We start from the raw sequence: 19,939 nt of genomic DNA, 5'->3' as shown, positions 1-19,939 counted from the left end.
CCCTCACACACTCCCGGGTTTCGTGGTTCGGGTTGCCGTTTCACCCTCACCCTCCCAAGCCTTCCGGCTTGGGCCCCTCCCTCTCCCACTTTCGTGGGCGAGGGGCAAAAATCAAGCCTAGCGGCAAATTTCCTCCCCTCGCCCGCCTTGCGGGAGAGGGAGGGGCCCGGATGCGTCAGCAGACGGGAGGGTGAGGGAGCAACGCCAAAAGCCTAGGCCGCCGCCGTCAGGTCGCTCAGCTTGGTCAGCAGATAATCGACATCGTCACTGGCCAGTTCCTCGAACTGGGTCAGGATACGTTCCAGCATACGGCGGCGGTGACGTTCCAGATCATGGTCCAGACCGTCGAAATCCGTCTCGTTCGCCACATCCAGCGCGATACGCAGCGGCGGATACAGCTTGGGCGGCAGGCCCGTACGGTCGAACAGGGATTTAAGACCCAGCCGGCCGGCATCATGGATCAGCAGCCGGGCGTTGTTCACCGGCACCTGGCCCAGTTGCGCCATGGCCATTTCAAAGAACGGCACATCGCCCATGCACAGCGCCCGCAGCAGCAGCGACGGGGTCAGGCGGTGGCTGCGGCGCAGTTGCACCACCAGCTTTTCCAGATCCGCATCACCGGCGCCGCCGACCAGACCATAGGTGGCCTTCTCGCGCGTCTGGATGACGATGTCGGCGGCCATATCGTTGGGCAGTTCATGCTTGGCGACCAGCCGTTCGCGTAGCTGTTCGGAGACCAGGGCCACCAGCCGTTCGGCAACGGTCACGGGCAGCTTGGCCCGGTTGACCATGGGGGCGGCCACCGTCTCGCTATCGGGGAACCGGTCCAATGCCTTGACAAGGGCCTTTTCGCCGACAGCGGCCGTGTCGTTCGACATCAACGTCGCCACGGCCTTCTCGCTGCCGCGTTCGACCAGGGCGTCGGCGACGGACTCGGTCACGTTGGGGCGCTTGGCGACCGCCGTCTGCTTTTCAGAGGAGCCGGAGCGGATGATCTCCACCAGATCCTCATCCGTCAGGACGGTCGAGACCTCGATGAAGGGCAGCGACACCTCTTCCACGTCACGCGCCATGGACAGGGCGATGTCACGCGGGATGCCGGAATTGGTCTTCAGGCTTTCGGCCAGGGCGGCCCGCACGCGGGTCGTCACGTCGCGCGCCATGATGCGCACGATGTCCTCGGCCAGCACCCTTTCCGACGCCGACAGATCCGTCGCGGAGAAATGCTGCGCGACCTTCCCGGCCATCTCGGCGCGGGTATTGGGCGAAGGATCGGTCAGCAGCCGCTGAACATCCTGCTGGGACAACTTGTCGGACATGGGGTGGACAAACCCTCCCTGGGACGACCGGGCGATGACATGGCGGCCTGACGGCCGGCAGCCAAGCGTCGCTCGTGTTTCCTTAACATTTAGTGCAAGCCGCTGCCAATTGCGAACGCCAAAAAGAAGAACAAACCGAAACAAACCACTCGTGCCACGCAGAGCGAGCTAAAACCATCATCCGGAAGGATAGGTCTTTTGCGCCCGGCACCCGGTCCGGACGGAGCATGGCCCTTGTCCGTAGGCGATCACGCAACGAATCGTTGGATCAGCGTTTGGCCGGCCCCGTGGCGGCAAAGGCTGCGGCGGCGGCAGGGTGCAGGGGGGCCGTGCGGCCCCGGTCCGCCATGCCATCAACCGTCACCCCATTGAACACCGGATGCTGGCCGGACAGTTCGGACCGTTCCTCCAGCAGCACGCGCATCACCTCCGCGATGATGGCCTCGGGTACATTGGCACGGGTGACCAGGGTGGCCGCCACGCCGATGGTCGCCACCTCTTCCTGCACACCGGGATAGAGGTTGGCCGGAATGGCGGCGCGCGTCAGGTCCTTGCGCCCCGTCAGAAGCTTGTCGATACCGGCACCGGTCACGGCCAGCGGCGCCGCCCCGCATTGGGCCGTCGCCTGCATGATGCTGGCATTGGGATGACCGACGGCAAAGAAGGCCGCATCCAACTGTCCGGCACACAGGGCGGCCAGCGCCGCGTCGGGCGCCATGTCGGCATCGTCCGGCAGGCGGACACCCGCCGCATCGATCACCAGATCCGACAGGTTGCGCAGGGCGGAACCGCGCGGCCCCAGATTGACGCGCTTGCCCTTCAACTTGGACAACTCATCGATCTCCGCCTCCGGTCGTACCAAAAGGGTGATGGTTTCGGCATGCAGGGTGGCAACGGCACGCAGATCGGTGAACGGGCCGGCACCGGCAAAGCGGCCATCGCCCCGCACGGCCGCCGCCTGCCAGTCGGACTGCACCAATGCCAGATCGACCTCACCCGCCCGCAACGCATTCAGATTCTGGACCGGCCCTTCCGTGGCCTCCACCAGACAACGCAGCCCATGGCGCGGCCGTTCCTGGTTCATCTGCCGGCAGATGGCGCCGGCCACAGGATAATAAAGGCCGGTGACGGTCCCGCTGGCCACGACGACGGATTTGGGCTGCGGCTGCTGGGCCATGGCAGGCACAATGCAGGGCAGCAGCGTCAGGGCCAGTGCCGCAAGGGCGGACGAAAATAGAAAACGGGTCAAGCGCTCAATCCCCGGTCAACGGAAAGAAGCCGGCTCTGCGGCCCAGGCCAGCGGATAGGCATCCACATTGGTCATGCCCTGCTGCAGCGTCCATTCGACAATCCGGCGCAGCACGGCCCCCGTCGCCTGATCGAAGGCGCGGACGATATCCTCCAGCGCGGGGCTTGCGGCGCGCACCGTGGCTTCGAACGTGTCGCCAGCCACGATGTTGCGGCGGGGCAGACGCACCAGCTTGGCATTGATGCGCACCACCGCCTCCGGCGCGGTATCGCGCGAATCATGGCCCTTGTAATTGGCCTGGAAGTCGCGCAGGTCGGCCTTCAGGATGAAATCGGCCCGCAGGCCCGACCGTTCAACGCCGACTGCCACAATGCGCCGGCTGTTTTCGAAGCTCTCAACCAGCAGATTCTGCATCATGTCCGGCGCCGTGTCAGCCCAGGTGGCGCCGGAATAATAGGTCATGCGGTTGGAATTCTCCCCCAGCATGATGCGCGGCGTATCGATGGCGGCATTGGCCAGCGGCGTTTCCACCAGCAACTGCCACGGCGCGCGGGCCAGACCGGCCGTGAACTCCCGCGCCGGGGTCAGAACAAAAATCTTCTGCGCCTTGCCGCCGGTCAGGAACGTGGCGGGCGAGCAGGCGGCCAGCGGCAGGGCGGAGCCGAGCGCCAGCAGATGGCGGCGGTTCAGGGATTTGGGAAGGGTCATTCCGCTTTCACTCCGCTGTTGCCGCCGAACAGAAGGTCGGTCGGATCGCGCTCCAGCCGGCGCGACACGCGGCTGAGATTGTTGGTCAGGTCCTGCAGATGGATCAGCAATTGCGAGAGATCGTAAAGACCGGTGGCCGTGAAATCGCGGATCGGCTCCCGGTTCTCTTCAATCATACCGGCAAGAGAAGCTGACAACTTATTGATCTCTTTGCTAGTCTTGGCCAGTTCAGCGGTGATCACGGTCGTGTCGCGGCCCACCTTGCCCACGGTATCGTTGGCGGTGGTCATCAGGACTTCCGCCTGTTTGCTCAGCGTATCGGCATGCTGCCGCAGATCAACGATCAGCAGGTTGGCATTGCGCATCGTGTCATTGGCATTGCCCGATGCCTGGGCCAGGTTGGCCAGTAGCGTGCCGATGGATTTCTGGTTGTCGTCATTCAGCAACTGGGTCAGGCGTTCAGAGATCTTCATCAGATTCTCAAGCACCTCAGGCGCCTTGGACAGAACGGCGGCGATGGAACTTTCCTTTGACGGGATGACGGGAATGCCCTTCACCTTATCACGCAGCATCGGCGCATCCTTGCTGCCACCCGCGATCTCGACATAGACGCCGCCCGTCACGCCCACCGGCTCCAGCGAGGCGATGGCGTCGGTCTTGATGGGCGTATCCTCTGGCACCTCGATGGTCAGCCGGACTTCCTCGACATTCTCGGGATTGATGCGGATATCGCTGACGGTGCCGACATTGACACCGCGATAGCGCACTGGTCCGCCTTCCACCAGCCCCGTCACGGTACCTGTGACCATGATGTAATAGGGCTGGATCGCCTTGTCGAACTGGACCTTGGCCAGCCAGATGACAAAGACAAACGCCGCCGCGGCCAGTGCCAGGACGAAGGCACCGACAGCCGTGTAATTGGCCCGTGTTTCCATGCCCTAACTCCCTTTCGCCGCACTGGCGGCCCGGCCGCGGGGCCCATGAAAATAGTCGCGGATCCAGGGATGCTCCTGGCGCAACAACTCGTCAATCGTACCGATCACCAGCTTCTTGTCCACCAGGACAGCGATGCGGTCACAGATGGCATATAGACTGTCCAGGTCATGGGTCACCATGAAAACCGTGAGGCCCAGGCTTTTCTGCAAGGAACCGATCAGTTCATCGAAGGCCGCCGCCCCGATCGGGTCCAGCCCCGCCGTCGGCTCGTCCAGGAACAGGATTTCCGGGTCCATGGCCAGCGCGCGGGCCAGACCGGCCCGTTTGCGCATGCCGCCCGACAATTGCGACGGATACTTGTCGCCCGCATCGGGCGGCAGGCCGACAATGGCCACCTTCACCCGCGCTATCTCGTCGATCAGGTCGGGCGGCAGGTTTGTATGTTCCTTCAGCGGGACCTTGATATTTTCCAGGACCGTCAGGGAACTGAACAAGGCCCCATCCTGGAACAGCATGCCCCAGCGCGCCTGCAGGGCCAGCCTTTCCTGTTCCGACAGGTTAGCCGTGTCCTTGCCCAGCACCTGGATCGTGCCGGCGGACGGATCCATCAGCCCCACAATCTCGCGCAGCAGCACGGATTTGCCCGTGCCCGACCCGCCGACCAGGCCGATGACCTCTCCCTTGGTGACATCCAGATCGACACCGTCATGCACGACCTGCGCGCCGAAGCGTGTCTTCAACCCCCGGACGGAAATGACGGGTGCCGTCATGTCAGATCCCGATATAGGAGAAGAGGATGGAGAAGGCGGCATCCAGAACGATCACCAGAAAGATGGAGACAACGACGGAACGGGTGGTCAGCAGGCCGACGCTTTCGGCGCTGCCGCTGACCCGCAACCCTTCGTAACAGCCGACCAGCGCGATGACGGCGGCGAAGATCGGTGCCTTCACCAGCCCCACGAACAAGGTCGTGGCACTGACCGCGATCTGCAATTGCCGGGCAAACTGCCCGAAATTGATGTCGAGATAGACATAGGCCATCACGGCACCGCCCGCCAGCGCCACGATATTGGCAAAGAATCCAACCAGCGGCAGGGCGATGACCAGCGCCAGCATGCGCGGCAGCACCAGCATTTCCAGCGGGTCCAGGCCCAGCGTGCGCATGGCGTCCACCTCCTGGTTCACCTTCATGGTCCCGATCTGGGCGGTGAAGGCGGAACCGGAACGGCCGGCAACGATGATGGAGGTCATCAGAATGCCGATCTCGCGCAGGACACCGATGCCCAGCAGGTTCACGACATAGATTTCGGCACCGAAACGACGGAGCTGATCCGCCCCTTGATAGGCCAGAACGATGCCAATCAGGAAGGAGAGCAGGCCAACGATGGGCAGGGAGTTCAGCCCCACCTGCTCCAGATGGAAAAAAAGCGGCTTCAGCCGGATGCGGCGCGGGTCACGCAGCAGGCGCAGCGCCGTCACCGTGACCAGCCCCAGGAAGTTCAGCATGGACAGGATATCATGCCAGATGCCGACCGTTGCGCGACCGATCCGATCGGCCAGCGGAAAGGCGGGCCCCTTTTCGGCGGGGGCGGGATTGCGGGCAACCGACCCGGCCGCCGCCCGCTGCACATCCTTCAGCAATTCGCACAGGTCGGGACGCGCGCCGACCACGGCCACGACATGCCCCTGTTCACGCAGCCGGCGGATCAACCGGTCCAGCAACAGCGCGCCGGCCGTATCCAGGGCCGTCAGGCCCGACAGGTCAAGACAGACGGGGGCGCCCTTGCGGTCCGGCTCCCGGTTGCGGAGCTGCGGTCCCAGCCGTTCGGCGGACGCGATATCCCAGCGACCGGCCGCTGCCAGGACAAACTGGTTTTCTTCCCACGCGGATGTGATGGTTCCGGTCTGCACGTTCCTGGCCCATGGTGCGCCGCATCGAAAGGGCGACGCACCATGTCAATTGACATTAACCGTCATGGACGGTCAACAGCCCGCACGCGGACTGTCGCCAAAGGATGGGTCAGGCAATATTAAGATAGGCCGCATCGATATAGGCCTGACGGCCTTCATCATGCCCCCAGTTCAAATAGTGATAGAGCGGATTGATACCCGCCGCCGCCACGTCCGGATTGGCGGTCAGATAGGCTGAAACGTCGAAAAAGGGCGACGGATCGCGGCCTTCACGCCAGCCGTAATTCTCGAAATGTGTCCAGGCATCGACCTTGGCCAGCGCCACATCGGGGTTGGCCTCCAGGTAATAATTGGCATCGAAATAGAGATGCGTGCTGCGCCCCTCTGCCTTGCCATTGTTCGCATAATGGGTGATGGCGGGAATACCGGCCGCCGCCACGTCACCATAGACTTCGGCGTAATAGGCGGCATCGAATCCGTTGGTGGCCTGATGGATGCGATTCTCGAACTGGCCGTATTTCTCGAAATGGTCCTTTCCGTCCTCATAGGTGCCCGCCATGACGGCCGCATAGACGTCGGGATTGCTCTGAAGATAGAAATCCTCATCGAAACCATCACGCAGCTTCGTCGCCTCGAACAGGGGCTTCACCCCGTCGCCGAAGATGGCGAACTGCACATTGCGCAGGGTGTCGGTCCCGTCGGGGCCACGGATGATGGCGACACCATCGTCGACATCAATGTCGTACTGGCTGGCGGTACCGCTGAACACGGCCGCATTCAGGCCGCCGCCGCCATCCAGCACATCATTGCCGGCACCGCCGGTCAGCAGATCGAAGGCGACACCGCCGGTCAGCGTGTCGGCCGCTCCGGTGCCGGTGATGCGGTTGAATTGGCTGTAGGTGGTCATTTCCAGTCTCCGTCATTTTGTTGTGCCGCCGGCTGGGGGGACCAGTCAGCAGCATGTGGCGTTAACGCCTGACGGGGGAAATGGGCGCGGGGCGCATTGGCGTTACCCGGCTGGCCTTACCTATTTCAGGGGAACCACCCCTACCCTGTCGCGCCGGGATGCCAGTGGCGAAGCATCCGCCGCTGCACCCAGGTGAGGATGGCGAAGATCAGGATGCCCAGCACGGACAGCAGCGTCAGCGCCGCGAACAGCCGGGGCATGTTCAGGCGGTTCCCCGCCTCGATCACGCGCCAGGCCAAGCCCGTGGCCGTACCCGATCCGGCCACGAATTCCGCCACCACGGCCCCGATCAGGGCCAGCCCACCGGAGATGCGGGCACCGGCCAGGATATAGGGCAGGGCGGAGGGCAATTGCAGCCGCCACAACATCTGCCTGCGGCTGGCCCCATACAGCCGGAACAGATCGCGCAGGTTCGGGTCCACGGCGGCCAGCCCCACGGAACTGTTCGACAGGACCGGAAAAAAGGCCACGATCCAGGCCAGGATCAGCAAGGACAGGTTCACCCGCTCATACCCCACCCAGATCACCACCAGGGGGGCGATGGCCACGATGGGTGTGACCTGCAGGATGACGGCATAGGGATAAAGGGCGGCCTCCAGCGCGCGCGACTGTTTGAACAGAACCGCCAGCCCGACCCCGCTGACCAGCGCCAGCAGAAACGCCTGGACCGTGACGATCAGGGTGATCCAACTGGATTGCAGCAACAGGCCGGAATCATTCCACAGGGCCAGCGCCACGGCGCTGGGCGGCGGCAGGACAAAGACCGGCACCTCCCACGCTCTCACCGCCCCTTCCCAGCCCAGCAGGAACACAAGCCCGACCAGCGGCGGCAGCAAACGGCGCATCCACATCCCGTTCATGGCATCACCCCCATGGCCCGGTGCAGCCGGTCCGACACGTCGCGGCATAGCGCACCATAGGCGGCACCGGTACGCACCGACAGGTCGCGCGGCCAGGGCAGGTCCAGCACCACCTCATCGACCACCCGGCCCGGACGCGGCCCCATGATGGCGATGCGCCCGGACAGATAGACGCTCTCAAAAACGGAATGGGTGACAAAGATCGCCGTGAACCGCTCCCGCTCCCACAGGGCCAGCAGATCGTCATTCAGCTTCAGGCGCGTGATCTCGTCCAGCGCCGCGAAAGGTTCATCCAGCAGCAGCAGGCGCGGGCCGGTAACCAGGGCACGCGCCAGCGCTGCCCGCATCTTCATGCCGCCTGACAGTTCCGCCGGAAAGGCCCGCAGGAAATCGCCCAGACCGACGCGCGACAGGCCATCTTCCGCCCTGTCCTGCGCCTCTGCCCGCGGCACGCCGGCCAGATCCAGCGGCAGCCGTACATTGTCGATGATCCGGGCCCACGGCATCAGGGTCGGTTCCTGGAACACGAACCCCGTATCGCCGCGCATGGCCGGACGCGCCCGCTCCACCGTGCCGCCGGTCGGTTCCAGCAGGCCGGCCACCAGCCGCAGGATGGTGCTTTTGCCGCAGCCGCTGGGGCCCAGCAGCGACAGGAACTCCCCCTCCAGGACACCCAGATCGACAGTGTCCAGCGCCCTGGTGCCGCTGGCATAGGTCAGGGACAGGCCGCGCAGGCGCAGAAGATCGCCGCTCACGCCCGCATCCCGCTATATTGCCGCGCCCGATGCATCCGCTGTTTCCCTTCCCGTTGGGGCCTGATATTAGCCCGGCAAGCGCCTTTGTCGAGCCGGCGGACGAGAGACCCATGATCCCCTCCCCCCATTTCCAGATCCTGGTGCGCGAGGTGGCGGTGGCGCTGCCCGTCTCGGGACGGACAACAGACCTTGATATCCGTGTCAACCTGCGGCTGGGCACCAGCATCACCGGCCCCTTCACGGGCGATCCCGACGATATCAACCTGACCGTCGATTATTCCAAGATCGTGCGCCACATTCTGGGACCGTTCCGCGATGGTGGCCCGTTCGCCGATGCCGAGGGGCTTGCCAGACTGCTGGGCCGGTTCATCTTCGATTTCGACCAGCGTATCCTGTCGCAACGGATCGGCATCCACAGCCCGTCCGACCCCGCCTTCACCTGTCAGATTGAACTGGAGCGCGATTAATGTCCCTCCCCCATGCCGTCCTGGTCACCGGTGGGGCCCGTCGACTGGGGGCCGCCATGGCGCTGGCCTGCGCCACGGCCGGCATGGATGTCGCCCTCCATTACCGCACCGACGGGCAGGACGTGGCGGACATGCTGAACGCCCTGCACAGCAAGGGGGTGAAAGCCGCCGCCATTGCCGCCGACCTGGCCGATCCCGCCCAGGTGCCGGACGTGGTGCCGACGGCGGCAATGGCGTTGGGCCGACCGCTGACCGCCCTGGTCAACAGCGCCTCGATCTTTGATTGGGACGACATATCTACGCTGACCGCCGACCGCATGCTGGCGCATTTCCTGCCCAATACCGTGGCCCCGGCCCTGCTTTCACAGGCGCTGCTGGCGCAACTGCCCGATGGTGTCACGGGCAGCATCGTCAATATCCTGGACCAGAAACTGGCCAGCCCGCATGGCGACCATCTCAGCTACACCCTGTCCAAATACGCCCTGATGGGGTTGGGGGAGGTCCTGGCCCGGTCGGGCGCGCCGCGCCTGCGCGTCAATGCCATCGCCCCCGGCTACGTCCTCCCCGCCCCCGGACAGGAACAGGCGGAGTTCGAGCGGCTGCACGCACAAAACCCACTTCATGTCGGGCCGGATGCGGATGATATTGCCAGGGCCTGCCTCTACCTGCTGCAAAGCGCCGTCACCACGGGTCAGACCTTGTATGTCGATGCCGGACTGCGCTTCGCGGGGCTGGAGAAGGATATCAGCTTCTATTGATGCAAGGCGCATCAGACACTAACATGTAAAACGCTGTTCCATACTGTGAACTACGGCCGGTAACCTCGCCGGCACTGCCGGAGCGTTGCCACCCATGATCATTTCCGCCACCACCGATTTCCGGGAGGCCGCCCGTCGCCGCCTGCCGCGCTTCCTGTTCGATTACGCTGACGGTGGCGCCTATGCGGAGGAGACGCTGCGCCGCAATGTCGATGACCTGTCGGGCATCGCGCTGCGCCAGCGGGTATTGCGCAATGTGGACGGCATCTCGCTGAAGACCAGCCTGTTCGGGCAGGAACTGGGCATGCCCGTGGCCCTGGGGCCGGTGGGTATCTCCGGCATGTATCGCCGGCGGGGCGAGGTGCAGGCGGCGCGGGCCGCCAACAAGGCCGGCTTGCCCTTCTGCCTGTCTACCGTGTCGCTCTGCCCCCTGGCGGAGGTGGCGGCAAACACTGACGGGCCGCTCTGGTTTCAGCTCTACGTCATCCGGGACCGCGCCTTCATGCGCGACCTGCTGGCCACCGCCAGGGAGCAGGGGGCCAAGGCCCTGGTCTTCACCGTCGACATGCCGGTGCCCGGCGCCCGGTACCGCGACGCCCGTTCCGGCATGTCCGGCCCCAACGCCCCCTTGCGTCGCGTGCTGCAGGCCATGTTCAAGCCGGGCTGGGCCTGGGATGTCGGCATAAACGGACGGCCCCACACGCTGGGCAATCTGGCCCCGGTGCTGGGCGCCAAAAGTGGCCTGAACGACTATATGGGCTGGCTGGGCGCCAATTTCGATCCGTCGATCTGCTGGGCCGATCTGGACTGGATCAGGCAGAGCTGGGACGGTCCGCTGATCATCAAGGGCATCCTGGACCCTGATGACGCCCGCGAAGCCGCCGCCATCGGTGCCGACGGCATCGTCGTTTCCAACCATGGCGGTCGGCAGCTTGACGGTGTGCTGTCGTCGGCCCGTGCCCTGCCGGCCATTGCCGACGCGGTGGGCGACCGCCTGACAGTGCTGGCCGACGGCGGCGTGCGCTCCGGGCTGGACGTGGTGCGCATGCTGGCCCTGGGGGCGCAGGGCGTGCTGCTGGGTCGCGCCTGGCTCTATGCCCTGGCCGCCCGAGGGGAGGCCGGGGTGGCGCAGCTTCTGGACCTGATGGCCAAGGAAATGCGCGTCGCCATGGCCCTGACCGGCGTGCGGGAGATCAAGGAGATCGACCGGTCGATCCTGGCGGAAACCGGGGTCTGACCGGACTGGACGGCGGTCCCGTCAGATCTCGACGTGGCCGCCCAGTTCCACGACGCGGTTCAGCGGCAGATGGAAGAAGTCGGCCGTCGTGGTGGCGCTGCGCATCATGAAGGCGAACAATTCCTCCCGCCACGGCGCCATGCCCGGCTCCGGCGACGGCACCACCGTCTCCCGCGTCAGGAAATAGGAGATGCGCAGCGGTTCGTAATCAAAGCCGAGGTCGGTGCGCTTGGCATTGGCCAGCGCCTTGGGCACGTCCGGGTCGTCCATGAAACCGCAATACATGGTGACGCGGAACACGTCGTCACGCAGCTTCTCCGACACGATCCGTTCGCCAATGGGCACGCGCGGGCGCTCCGTCACCTTGACCGTCATCACCACGACCCGGTCATGCAGGACATGGTTGTGCTTCAGATTGTGCAGCATGGCCAGCGGCACGCCGTCCGGGTCCGACGTCAGGAAGATGGACGTGCCGGGCACCCGCGTGATGCGCGACGAAACGGTACTCAGGAATTCCTGCAGCGGCACGGCGCTGTCCCGCAGCTTGGCATGCAGCAGCTTGCGCCCCATCTTCCAGGTGGTCATCAGGGTAAAGGCCAGCAGACCGGCGGCCAGCGGGAACCAGCCGCCATGCGTGATCTTGGTCGCCGTTGCCAGGAAATAGGCGGCATCGACGGCCAGCAGCAGCACAAAAAACCCGACCGCGAACTTGCCGTTCCAGCCCCAATGGTTGAAGGCCAGCAGTGCCACCAGGGTGGTGGTGATCATCATGGTCCCGGTCACGGCCACACCATAGGCCGAGGCCAGGTTGGTCGAACTGCCGAAGCCCAGGACCAGCGCCACCACCGCAATCATCAGCGACCAGTTGATGAAGGGCATGTAGATCTGCCCCATCTCCTTTTCGGAGGTGTGGACGATGTTCATGCGCGGCAGATAGCCAAGCTGGATCGCCTGCCGGGTGACGGAGAAGGCGCCGGAGATCACCGCCTGGCTGGCGATGATGGTGGCCAGCGTCGCCAGCACCACCAGCGGCATGGCCGCCCAGGCCGGGCCCAGGAAAAAGAACGGATTTTCCGCCGCCGCCGGGTTGGACAGCAGCAGCGCGCCTTGCCCGAAATAATTCAGGATCAGCGCCGGCCAGACCAGCATGTACCAGGCCAGCCGGATCGGCCCCCGCCCGAAATGGCCCATATCGGCATAAAGCGCCTCCGCACCCGTCACCGACAGAACCACAGACCCCAGCGCCAGAAACCCGATCCAGCCATCATGCGCCAGGAATGCCACGGCATAATGCGGGGACAGCGCCGCCAGCACGCCCGGCGACTTGCCGATATTGCTGACGCCCAGGACGGCCAGAACAATGAACCAGATCACCATGATGGTGCCGAAGGCGCCGCCCAGGGCAGCCGATCCCTTTGACTGGATCGCGAACAGGGCCACCAGGATGACAATGGCGATGGGCACGGTCCAGGGGGCCAGGTTGGGCGCCGCCACCTGTAGCCCCTCCACCGCCGACAGGACGGAGATGGCGGGCGTGATGGCGCTGTCGCCATAGAACAGGGCGGCGGCGAACACACCCAGCGTCCCGGCCAGGGTCGTCATACCGGGATTGCCGGCGAGCGCCTTCTGTAACAGGGCCAGCAGGGCAAAGGAACTGCCCTCCCCTTCATTGTCGGCACGCATGATGATGGCGACATATTTGACCGACACGACCAGCAGGACGGTCCAGAAGATCAGCGACAGGACGCCCAGCACATGCATCCGGTCCACCGGCAGCGGATGGGGGCCGGCGAATGCTTCCTTCATCGCATAAAGCGGGCTGGTGCCGATATCACCGAACACCACCCCGATTGCGGACAGGAACAGCATACCAAAAGACGAACGCGGGGCGTCATGCGCCGCATTGGCCGATTGTCCCAAGGTCGTCCCCTATCCCCATGTTGCAGCGCGAACGCTACCCGTTTCGCGTGCCATGCGCAAGGAAGGGGCGACACTTGTCAGTTTGCCGGAATCCCATTGCCGCGACGCAGCCGGAGGATCTGGACCGTCACGCCGACGATAAAAATCAACAGCAAGCTGGCCTGCGCCCCCAACAGCAATGGCGCGTCCATAGCGGTGACCAACGGATGGCCATCCGGGACCCGTCGCAGGGTTTCAGACACGGTCGGCACCATCAACAGGAACACCGTGAGGCTAAGAAATATCGTCTCGATATATTTCCCTGTCTTCTGAAGGCTGGGCAGCAGTCCGATGCCGTAACCGGCCAGCAGAAACACAATCGTGGCAACGCCGATGCCGTAACTTGCCGGCTGATGTGCCACCAGCGGGATCGTGGCCGCGCCGGTCAGCATCGAGACAAAATAGATAAGGCCCGATCGCGATCGGGGAACGATCCGCCCGTGACGCCCCAACATGTAGAGAGCGGCGGGAATGGCGGGAAGGCTGCCCAGCGTATGCAGCCAACCCGGCGGTGAAATGCCGAACATGACGAGGTCCCTTCGTGGGTAGGGGTTGGAATATCTCGAATCTGCCTACCTACTAGTATGTAGTCTGTGAGCATGCGCACAGCGATCGTCCGCAAAGAAACCGAAATGGCATTAATGCTGGATAAAAAGGCGCCGCAGTGCCGGGCGGGCAATCACACCGAAGATGCCGGCGTCGCCATGGGCACGGGCAGAGAGCATAGCGCCGTGGATTGTGGCCAGCAGCAACGCGGCTTCCGCCTCTGCGGAGTCGGTCAGAACAACAGTGCCTTGCTCAGCCCCCCGGGACAGGACGCCGGTCAACCAGTCTGACAACGTTTGAAAATGCGCCCGCACCTCTGCCGCCACTTCCGTCGGCAGCATCTGCATCTGACTGGAAAGCAACGCACAGACACAGATGGGCGCAGAACCGGTGGTGATGCAGTCCTGCCAGTAGCTCATATAGGCCTGGATCTGTCCGGCAGGGTCCGGGACATGAAGCGTCAGTTCGGCCAGCCCGACCGCAACCTCCTCCCTGTATCGCGTGACCAGCGTGTGAACCAGATCGGCCTTTGCGGGGAAATGGTGGTGAATGCTCGCATTGCGGATGCCGACCACCTTTGCGATGTCGGCATAGCTGAACCCGTTATAGCCGCCCGCGACGATCAGGGACCGCGCGCAGCGAAGGATATCATCATAAGTGGTTGAGAGATTAGCCATGACCAATAACTTGCGTCCGACAGACACCCAGATCAAGCGGAGACCGGACGTGGCACCTTTGCGCGCACCATGGTTGGTTGTGCCCGCTTCATCACCGGGGATAATTTATGGCGATGGTGGACAATCCGGCTCGCCCGGTGCCGTTCCCGGCCGGCTGGACGCCCCGCCACCCGGAGGCTATAAGAGAGTCCATGAACTTTTCACCTGATCATCACCGCTTTTCTCGTCGCGCCTTGCTGGCGACGGCGGTTGCCGGGTTAGGGCTGGCCTGCGCGTTGCCAGCGCGGGCTTTCACGCTGTCCGGCACGATCTGGGAGGAAACGGGCCAGTTGGCCGGGCTGGACCCCTATTTGCTCTATGCCGTGTCCTATGTGGAAAGCCGGCAGGACCGTAAGGGGCGCACGGGTCCCTGGCCTTATGCCGTGCGCACGGCACGCGAATCCCACTTCCCGGAGGATTTCACCGCGGCCGTAAACCTGATCCACCGGCTGCCTGCGGAAGAGGTGAAGGATGCTGATCTGGGCTGGATGCAGGTGAATGTGCGCTGGCACGGGCACCGCGTGCCCGATATCAGCCACCTGCTGCATGCGGAAATCAATTTGCGCGTCGGAGCCGGCATCCTGCGCGAGGCACTGGACAGCCTGCCGGACGATCCGGCGCTGGCCGTCGGCCGCTACCATACCTGGATGGATGTGCCACGCGCCCGCGACTATGGCGAGCGTGTGCTGGCGCTGCGGCAGCGGTTGCGGGCGGCATAAACGCCGCCCGTGCCCTCAACGCTTCTTTTTCTTGTCGTCCTTCTTCTTGCGCGTCGGCTTGGACAGGTTGCCCAGCAACTGCTCGAAGAAGTTCAGATCATGGCCGACGGTCGGGGTCACACGGGCCACCGGCTCGACATAGGTCGCCTCGGCCATACCGTCGAGTTCCTTGATCTCCTGCACCGTCCCGCCGTCATCGAAGCGGACGCGGATGATGCGTTCGGCCACCACTTCCGGGTCAAGGAAGGCCGTCTTCTCGGTCCGGCGGCCGATATAATACCAGGTGGAACCATCAATGACGCCGGTGGAGCTTGGCGTGCCCAGCACATACTGGACCTGCTCCCGCGTGGTCTGGCCGGCCTGGATCTGGGCCAGACGCGTATCTTCCACCAGATTGCCGCGCTGGGCGACGATGGGGCTGCATCCGGTCAGACCAAGCCCCATAAGGCCGAAGGTCAGCAGGGCGGTTGCATGGGTCTTGCGCATCAACGTGACGTCTCTCGAACCTTGGTGTGACCAACGGCATGGTGCCGGACAATGCACGGGGCAGGCCCCCTTGCACCAGCGGCGATTTGCCGACATTGCCCGCGTTACCCCGTTACGGGCATGCGCACAGGCTTGACGGCAGGGCTGCCGCCCCCTATCTGGCCGGTGACATTGGCACCGGCCTTGGCGCAATGTCAATGTCCGCAGCCAGCAGAGAGAGGGAGAAGGCTTTGTTCAGCCGCCTGTTCCAGCGCCCCCGGCGTGAACGCACCATTGCCGCCCTCTATGGCGCCATTGTGGCCCAGTCCCGGTTGCCCGTGTTTTTTGCCGATCTGGGCGTGCCCGACACGCTGGAGGGACGGTTCGAAACCGTGTCGCTGCATGCCTGGATGGTGATGCGGCGGCTGGCCATGGGTGGCAAGCCGGTGGCCGATTTTAATCAGGGCCTGTTCGATTTCATGTTCGCCGACCTGGATTTCAACCTGCGTGAAATGGGGGCGGGCGACATGAAGGTGGGGGACAAGGTCAAGGACCTGGCCAGCCATTATTATGGCCGCGTGGGCGCCTATGACGCAGGCATCGCCGCCAAGGACGACCCGTCCGTGCTGGAATCGGCCCTGGACCGCAATCTCTATGGCTCCACCCTGCCGGACGCCGCGCATGTGACGGCCCTGGCCCGCTATGTCCGCCGGCAACTGGCCCATCTGGAAGCCTTTCCCATCGACCGGCTGCTTGCGGGACAGGTTGAATTCCTGCCGGTATGACTGGCCCCATCTCCTACCATATAATGTATCGCACCAACGCTGAGGTTCCCCGATGTCCGCCCCCACCCCCGAACTGTCCCGCATCGTCATCGCCGACAGGGTGACCACGGGCGGCGGGCATGAGGTCGTAAAGGCGACCGATTCCGAATGCGCCGCCCTGGCCGAACGATTCGACCTGATCTCTATCGCCGGGTTGACCGCAAAGATGCGCCTGCGCCGCGTGCGCGCGGACTTCATCAAGGTTACCGGCGAACTGGAAGCCGATGTGGTTCAGCGGTGCGTGGTCACGCTGGAACCGGTGCCCGCCCATGTGAAGGAGGAGTTCTCCGCCCTCTATGCGCCCGATCACCTGATTCCCAAGGAGGAGGAGGATGGGGAAAGCGACCATTTCCAGTTCCTGGGCGGGGACGAGGACTTCCCCGAGCCTATGCCGGGTGGACGTATCGACATCGGTGAACTGGTTGCCCAAAATCTGTCACTGGCGCTGGACCCGTATCCGCGCAAGGATGGGGTGGAATTCACCCCGATTCTGGAGGATGTGGGGCCGGATACGCTGTCCCTGACCGAGGATATGCCCCCCGAACCACCCCGCCAGAACCCTTTTGCGGCCCTGTCCCGCTTAAAGAAACCCTCTTGACCGGGTTTCGTACTTGCCCTGGCAAACCATATCCAGTATTCAAGCGCCTCTGTCCGGGCGGCCCTTGCGGTCGCCTTAAAACATTGTGAGTTACGATCATGGCCGTTCCTAAGAAGAAGACCTCCAAGTCGAAGCGCAACATGCGTCGTTCGCACGACGGGCTGACCGCCGCCGCCTACAACGAATGCGGCAAGTGCGGTGAGCTGAAGCGCCCCCACCATGTCTGCGGCTCCTGCGGCCATTATGACAGCCGCGAAGTGACCGTGACCGCCCCGGTTGCCGCCTGATCGCGCCGGTACGGGTCCAGGTTTCGCGGTTTAGGGACGTCGAACGGAAGTGACGACAACGCGCCTGCGCATCGCCTTGGACGCCATGGGTGGCGACCATGCACCTGACATGGTCGTCGCTGGCGCCGACCTTGCCAGGGAGCGTTGCCCGAATGCCGACTTCCTGTTCGTCGGCGACGAAGCACGCATCAACGCCCTGCTTGAGCGCCATCCGGCCTTGAAGCCCATCTCCACAGTCAGGCACACGCCTGATTTCGTGGCGATGGACGCCAAGCCGTCGGTGGCGCTTCGCGCTGGGCGCAACTCCAGCATGCGGCTGGCCATCGACGCGGTCGCGGCCGGTGACGCCGCCTGCGTGGTTTCGGCCGGGAATACCGGCGCGTTGATGGCCATCGCCAAATTCGTGCTGAAAACCCTGCCGGGCATCGACCGGCCAGCCATCGCCTCCATCCTGCCCACGCAACGTGGGGAGCTGGTGATGCTGGACCTGGGTGCCAACCTGGAATGCGACGCCGACAATCTGGTGCAGTTCGCCGTGATGGGCACTGTGTTCAGCCGGACCGTCCTGGGCCTGCTGAACCCGACCATCGGCCTGCTGAATGTCGGGTCGGAGGAACAGAAGGGGCATGAGCAGATCCGCGAGGCGGCCGCCGCCCTGCGGGCAACCCCGCTTGCCCCCTATTTCCATGGCTTCATCGAAGGCAATGATCTGGGATTGGGCACGGTGGATGTGGTGGTCACCGACGGCTTCACGGGCAATGTCGCCCTGAAGACGGCGGAAGGCACCGCGAAGCTCTATGCCGAATTTCTGAAACGGACGTTCGGATCGTCGCTTCTGGCCAAGCTGGGCTATGTCCTGGCGTCCGGTGCCTTCAACAAGCTGCGTCAGCGCATGGACCCGCGCCGGTACAATGCCGGCATGTTCCTGGGCTTGCGCGGCATCTGTGTGAAAAGCCATGGCGGCACCGATGCCGTCGGCTTTTCCAACGCCATTGCGACGGCCTTCAACATGGCCAGCCATGGCTTCAACGACAAGATCCGCGACCAGTTGGCGGTGTTGCAGGCGGCCCTGGCCGCCGCCGCCGACAAGGCCAAGGATGAGAGCGCAACGGGCAGCGAAACGGCGGTACAGTAATGGCCATCCGGTCTGTGATCCTGGGCTGCGGGTCCTATTTGCCCGCAAAGGTGATGACGAATGCCGATCTGGCGCAGTTCGTTGACACCTCAGACGAATGGATCACGGAACGCACGGGCATCAAGTCGCGCCACATCGCGGCCGACGGTGAACTGACCTCCGATCTGGCCTATAACGCGGCGATTTCTGCCCTGGCCCATGCCGGGGTGACGGCGGATGAACTGGACCTGATTGTCCTGGCCACCGCCACCCCCGACAACACCTTTCCCGCCACCGCCGTGAAGGTGCAGGCCCGCCTGGGCATGACACGGGGGGCCGCCTTCGATGTGCAGGCCGTCTGCTCCGGCTTTGTCTATGCGCTGTCGGTGGCCGATAATTTCATCAAGGCTGGTCAGGCGAAGACGGTTCTGGTGATCGGCGCCGAAACCTTCTCCCGCATCCTGGACTGGAACGACCGCACGACCTGCGTGCTGTTCGGTGACGGGGCCGGTGCCGTGGTGCTGCGCGCCACGGATGGCGCCGGGACATCCGATGATCAGGGCATCCTATCCACACATCTGCACTCCGACGGCAACCATCACGACCTGCTCTATGTCGATGGCGGCCCTTCCAGCACGCAGACAGTAGGCCATGTCCGCATGCGCGGGCAGGAAGTGTTCAAACACGCGGTCGTCAATCTGGCCGATGTGGTGAAGGAAGCACTGGCCGCCAACGGCCTTGCCGCCGATGCCATCGACTGGCTGGTCCCGCATCAGGCCAATCGCCGCATCATCGAAGGCACCGGACGCAAGCTGAAGCTGTCGGCGGACCGCGTGGTTGTGACCGTCGATCACCACGGCAATACATCGGCCGCCAGCATCCCGCTGGCCCTGGCCGAGGCCGTGAATGACGGCCGTATCAAGCGCGGCGATCTGCTGTTGCTGGAGGCCATGGGCGGCGGCTTCACCTGGGGCGGCGCCCTGGTGCGGTTCTGAGCCCCCCTCCCCCGGCATTTCTGCCGCATGGGATCAGCAAATCCTGCCAACCATCTGAATTGACGGATTTCTCCGGTCAAAGTACCGTCTTCCCAATATAACCGGGGGAGGATGAACATGACTGAGACTGTCACCCGCGCGCAGTTGAGCGAAGCCGTGTACCAGGAAGTTGGCCTCTCCCGGAACGAATCCGCCGATCTGGTGGAAAGCGTGCTGGATGAGATTGCCGACGCCCTGGCCAATGGCGACATGGTCAAGATTTCCTCCTTCGGCAGCTTCGCCGTCCGATCCAAGGGGGAGCGCATCGGCCGTAACCCCAAGACGGGGGAGGAAGTGCCCATCCTGCCGCGCAAGGTCTTGGTCTTTCGCGCTTCCCACGTCCTGAAAAGCCGCATCAACGAGCGGTTTGAAGACGCCGCGAAAGGCTGAACCCGTCGATGATCGAGGAAACCAGCGATGGGGCGCGGGCCAAGGCAGGGGCGTCCAAGTCAGCCTCCGCCTTCCGCACCATCAGCGAGGTTTCCGGCGATCTGGAGGTGCCACAGCACG

Annotated in this window: 23 protein-coding genes; 10 read left to right on the top strand and 13 right to left on the bottom strand. The window is 64.1% G+C overall.

All coding sequences use genetic code 11. The features are described 5' to 3' along the window. Positions 1 to 212: 212 nt before the first annotated feature. The 9 genes from KBA48_RS15265 to KBA48_RS15225 form a co-directional block, all read right to left on the bottom strand. Positions 213 to 1,319: a DUF2336 domain-containing protein gene (locus tag KBA48_RS15265; RefSeq protein WP_292907830.1), complete on the bottom strand. Its 1,107-nt coding sequence runs from the start codon at positions 1,317 to 1,319 to the stop codon at positions 213 to 215. Between the two features lie 268 nt (positions 1,320 to 1,587). Continuing rightward, positions 1,588 to 2,568, bottom strand: coding sequence for a TAXI family TRAP transporter solute-binding subunit (locus KBA48_RS15260; protein WP_292907828.1), 981 nt, complete (start codon positions 2,566 to 2,568; stop codon positions 1,588 to 1,590). A gap of 15 nt (positions 2,569 to 2,583) precedes the next feature. After that, positions 2,584 to 3,276, bottom strand: a complete 693-nt coding sequence (locus KBA48_RS15255) for an ABC-type transport auxiliary lipoprotein family protein (RefSeq protein WP_292907826.1) — start codon at positions 3,274 to 3,276, stop codon at positions 2,584 to 2,586. Continuing rightward, positions 3,273 to 4,211, bottom strand: coding sequence for an MlaD family protein (locus tag KBA48_RS15250; protein ID WP_292907824.1), 939 nt, complete (start codon positions 4,209 to 4,211; stop codon positions 3,273 to 3,275). The genes KBA48_RS15255 and KBA48_RS15250 overlap by 4 nt, the downstream gene beginning before the upstream one ends. 3 nt (positions 4,212 to 4,214) lie before the next feature. Beyond that, positions 4,215 to 4,982, bottom strand: a complete 768-nt coding sequence (locus KBA48_RS15245; protein ID WP_292907822.1) for an ABC transporter ATP-binding protein — start codon at positions 4,980 to 4,982, stop codon at positions 4,215 to 4,217. 1 nt (position 4,983) lies between these two features. After that, positions 4,984 to 6,123, bottom strand: coding sequence for an MlaE family lipid ABC transporter permease subunit (locus KBA48_RS15240; protein ID WP_292907820.1), 1,140 nt, complete (start codon positions 6,121 to 6,123; stop codon positions 4,984 to 4,986). Between the two features lie 109 nt (positions 6,124 to 6,232). Continuing rightward, positions 6,233 to 7,030 (bottom strand): hypothetical protein, encoded by a 798-nt coding sequence (locus tag KBA48_RS15235; RefSeq protein ID WP_292907818.1) that lies wholly within the window; start codon positions 7,028 to 7,030, stop codon positions 6,233 to 6,235. Positions 7,031 to 7,170: 140 nt separating this feature from the next. Further along, complete coding sequence (locus KBA48_RS15230; RefSeq protein WP_292907816.1) at positions 7,171 to 7,935, bottom strand: ABC transporter permease; 765 nt, start codon at positions 7,933 to 7,935, stop codon at positions 7,171 to 7,173. Between the two features lie 11 nt (positions 7,936 to 7,946). Then, the gene (locus KBA48_RS15225) at positions 7,947 to 8,705 is read right to left on the bottom strand and encodes an ABC transporter ATP-binding protein (protein ID WP_292907814.1); all 759 of its coding nucleotides are present in this window, start codon (positions 8,703 to 8,705) and stop codon (positions 7,947 to 7,949) included. 110 nt (positions 8,706 to 8,815) lie between these two features. Between KBA48_RS15225 and KBA48_RS15220 the strand changes: the two genes are divergently transcribed. From KBA48_RS15220 to lldD, 3 genes are all read left to right on the top strand, one after another. After that, a complete protein-coding gene (locus KBA48_RS15220; protein ID WP_292907812.1) occupies positions 8,816 to 9,172 on the top strand; it encodes a hypothetical protein in 357 nt (118 codons plus the stop codon). Continuing rightward, positions 9,172 to 9,930: an SDR family oxidoreductase gene (locus tag KBA48_RS15215; RefSeq protein WP_292907810.1), complete on the top strand. Its 759-nt coding sequence runs from the start codon at positions 9,172 to 9,174 to the stop codon at positions 9,928 to 9,930. Before KBA48_RS15220 ends, KBA48_RS15215 begins: the two co-directional genes overlap by 1 nt. A gap of 94 nt (positions 9,931 to 10,024) precedes the next feature. Further along, positions 10,025 to 11,167, top strand: a complete 1,143-nt coding sequence (gene lldD / locus KBA48_RS15210) for an FMN-dependent L-lactate dehydrogenase LldD (RefSeq protein ID WP_292907808.1) — start codon at positions 10,025 to 10,027, stop codon at positions 11,165 to 11,167. Between the two features lie 21 nt (positions 11,168 to 11,188). Here lldD and KBA48_RS15205 read toward each other — a convergent pair whose 3' ends face one another. From KBA48_RS15205 to KBA48_RS15195, 3 genes are all read right to left on the bottom strand, one after another. Continuing rightward, a complete protein-coding gene (locus tag KBA48_RS15205; RefSeq protein WP_367273838.1) occupies positions 11,189 to 13,087 on the bottom strand; it encodes a potassium transporter Kup in 1,899 nt (632 codons plus the stop codon). Between the two features lie 77 nt (positions 13,088 to 13,164). Then, positions 13,165 to 13,653 (bottom strand): hypothetical protein, encoded by a 489-nt coding sequence (locus KBA48_RS15200; protein WP_292907806.1) that lies wholly within the window; start codon positions 13,651 to 13,653, stop codon positions 13,165 to 13,167. Between the two features lie 111 nt (positions 13,654 to 13,764). Next, positions 13,765 to 14,349, bottom strand: a complete 585-nt coding sequence (locus KBA48_RS15195) for a TetR/AcrR family transcriptional regulator (RefSeq protein WP_292907804.1) — start codon at positions 14,347 to 14,349, stop codon at positions 13,765 to 13,767. A gap of 191 nt (positions 14,350 to 14,540) precedes the next feature. On the opposite strand from KBA48_RS15195, the gene KBA48_RS15190 reads away from it, so the two are divergent. Further along, positions 14,541 to 15,107: a transglycosylase SLT domain-containing protein gene (locus KBA48_RS15190; RefSeq protein WP_292907802.1), complete on the top strand. Its 567-nt coding sequence runs from the start codon at positions 14,541 to 14,543 to the stop codon at positions 15,105 to 15,107. 15 nt (positions 15,108 to 15,122) lie between these two features. Here KBA48_RS15190 and KBA48_RS15185 read toward each other — a convergent pair whose 3' ends face one another. After that, positions 15,123 to 15,593, bottom strand: coding sequence for an outer membrane protein assembly factor BamE (locus KBA48_RS15185; RefSeq protein ID WP_292907800.1), 471 nt, complete (start codon positions 15,591 to 15,593; stop codon positions 15,123 to 15,125). Between the two features lie 197 nt (positions 15,594 to 15,790). On the opposite strand from KBA48_RS15185, the gene KBA48_RS15180 reads away from it, so the two are divergent. The 6 genes from KBA48_RS15180 (at position 15,791) to KBA48_RS15155 (ending at position 19,819) form a co-directional block, all read left to right on the top strand. Further along, positions 15,791 to 16,357, top strand: a complete 567-nt coding sequence (locus KBA48_RS15180; protein ID WP_292907798.1) for a ubiquinol-cytochrome C chaperone family protein — start codon at positions 15,791 to 15,793, stop codon at positions 16,355 to 16,357. 52 nt (positions 16,358 to 16,409) lie between these two features. Further along, positions 16,410 to 16,994: a DUF177 domain-containing protein gene (locus KBA48_RS15175; RefSeq protein WP_292907797.1), complete on the top strand. Its 585-nt coding sequence runs from the start codon at positions 16,410 to 16,412 to the stop codon at positions 16,992 to 16,994. Positions 16,995 to 17,092: 98 nt separating this feature from the next. Continuing rightward, positions 17,093 to 17,281, top strand: coding sequence for a 50S ribosomal protein L32 (gene rpmF / locus KBA48_RS15170; RefSeq protein ID WP_292907795.1), 189 nt, complete (start codon positions 17,093 to 17,095; stop codon positions 17,279 to 17,281). 49 nt (positions 17,282 to 17,330) lie between these two features. Next, positions 17,331 to 18,416, top strand: coding sequence for a phosphate acyltransferase PlsX (plsX, locus tag KBA48_RS15165; RefSeq protein ID WP_292907793.1), 1,086 nt, complete (start codon positions 17,331 to 17,333; stop codon positions 18,414 to 18,416). Beyond that, positions 18,416 to 19,390 (top strand): beta-ketoacyl-ACP synthase III, encoded by a 975-nt coding sequence (locus KBA48_RS15160; RefSeq protein WP_292907791.1) that lies wholly within the window; start codon positions 18,416 to 18,418, stop codon positions 19,388 to 19,390. Before plsX ends, KBA48_RS15160 begins: the two co-directional genes overlap by 1 nt. Before the next feature lie 117 nt (positions 19,391 to 19,507). Then, entirely contained in the window at positions 19,508 to 19,819 is a 312-nt protein-coding gene (locus KBA48_RS15155) for an integration host factor subunit alpha (RefSeq protein WP_292907789.1), read from the top strand. The last annotated feature ends 120 nt before the right edge of the window (positions 19,820 to 19,939 follow it).

The organism is Niveispirillum sp., assembly GCF_017996735.1.
In the GTDB taxonomy this organism is placed as follows: domain Bacteria; phylum Pseudomonadota; class Alphaproteobacteria; order Azospirillales; family Azospirillaceae; genus Niveispirillum.
The sequence above is the reverse complement of the archived record's forward strand: the minus strand, read 5'-3'. Positions and strand labels throughout refer to the sequence as shown.

Coding starts and splice junctions, on each gene's coding strand:
- KBA48_RS15175 (WP_292907797.1), top strand. CDS start 16,410: ATGTCCGCCCCCACCCCCGAACTGTCCCGCATCGTCATCGCCGACAGG.
- KBA48_RS15220 (WP_292907812.1), top strand. CDS start 8,816: ATGATCCCCTCCCCCCATTTCCAGATCCTGGTGCGCGAGGTGGCGGTG.
- KBA48_RS15235 (WP_292907818.1), bottom strand. CDS start 7,030: ATGACCACCTACAGCCAATTCAACCGCATCACCGGCACCGGAGCGGCC.
- lldD (WP_292907808.1), top strand. CDS start 10,025: ATGATCATTTCCGCCACCACCGATTTCCGGGAGGCCGCCCGTCGCCGC.
- KBA48_RS15190 (WP_292907802.1), top strand. CDS start 14,541: ATGAACTTTTCACCTGATCATCACCGCTTTTCTCGTCGCGCCTTGCTG.
- KBA48_RS15200 (WP_292907806.1), bottom strand. CDS start 13,653: ATGTTCGGCATTTCACCGCCGGGTTGGCTGCATACGCTGGGCAGCCTT.
- KBA48_RS15160 (WP_292907791.1), top strand. CDS start 18,416: ATGGCCATCCGGTCTGTGATCCTGGGCTGCGGGTCCTATTTGCCCGCA.
- KBA48_RS15215 (WP_292907810.1), top strand. CDS start 9,172: ATGTCCCTCCCCCATGCCGTCCTGGTCACCGGTGGGGCCCGTCGACTG.
- KBA48_RS15155 (WP_292907789.1), top strand. CDS start 19,508: ATGACTGAGACTGTCACCCGCGCGCAGTTGAGCGAAGCCGTGTACCAG.
- KBA48_RS15195 (WP_292907804.1), bottom strand. CDS start 14,349: ATGGCTAATCTCTCAACCACTTATGATGATATCCTTCGCTGCGCGCGG.
- KBA48_RS15185 (WP_292907800.1), bottom strand. CDS start 15,593: ATGCGCAAGACCCATGCAACCGCCCTGCTGACCTTCGGCCTTATGGGG.
- KBA48_RS15245 (WP_292907822.1), bottom strand. CDS start 4,982: ATGACGGCACCCGTCATTTCCGTCCGGGGGTTGAAGACACGCTTCGGC.
- KBA48_RS15250 (WP_292907824.1), bottom strand. CDS start 4,211: ATGGAAACACGGGCCAATTACACGGCTGTCGGTGCCTTCGTCCTGGCA.
- KBA48_RS15255 (WP_292907826.1), bottom strand. CDS start 3,276: ATGACCCTTCCCAAATCCCTGAACCGCCGCCATCTGCTGGCGCTCGGC.
- KBA48_RS15180 (WP_292907798.1), top strand. CDS start 15,791: ATGTCCGCAGCCAGCAGAGAGAGGGAGAAGGCTTTGTTCAGCCGCCTG.
- KBA48_RS15230 (WP_292907816.1), bottom strand. CDS start 7,935: ATGCGCCGTTTGCTGCCGCCGCTGGTCGGGCTTGTGTTCCTGCTGGGC.
- rpmF (WP_292907795.1), top strand. CDS start 17,093: ATGGCCGTTCCTAAGAAGAAGACCTCCAAGTCGAAGCGCAACATGCGT.
- KBA48_RS15265 (WP_292907830.1), bottom strand. CDS start 1,319: ATGTCCGACAAGTTGTCCCAGCAGGATGTTCAGCGGCTGCTGACCGAT.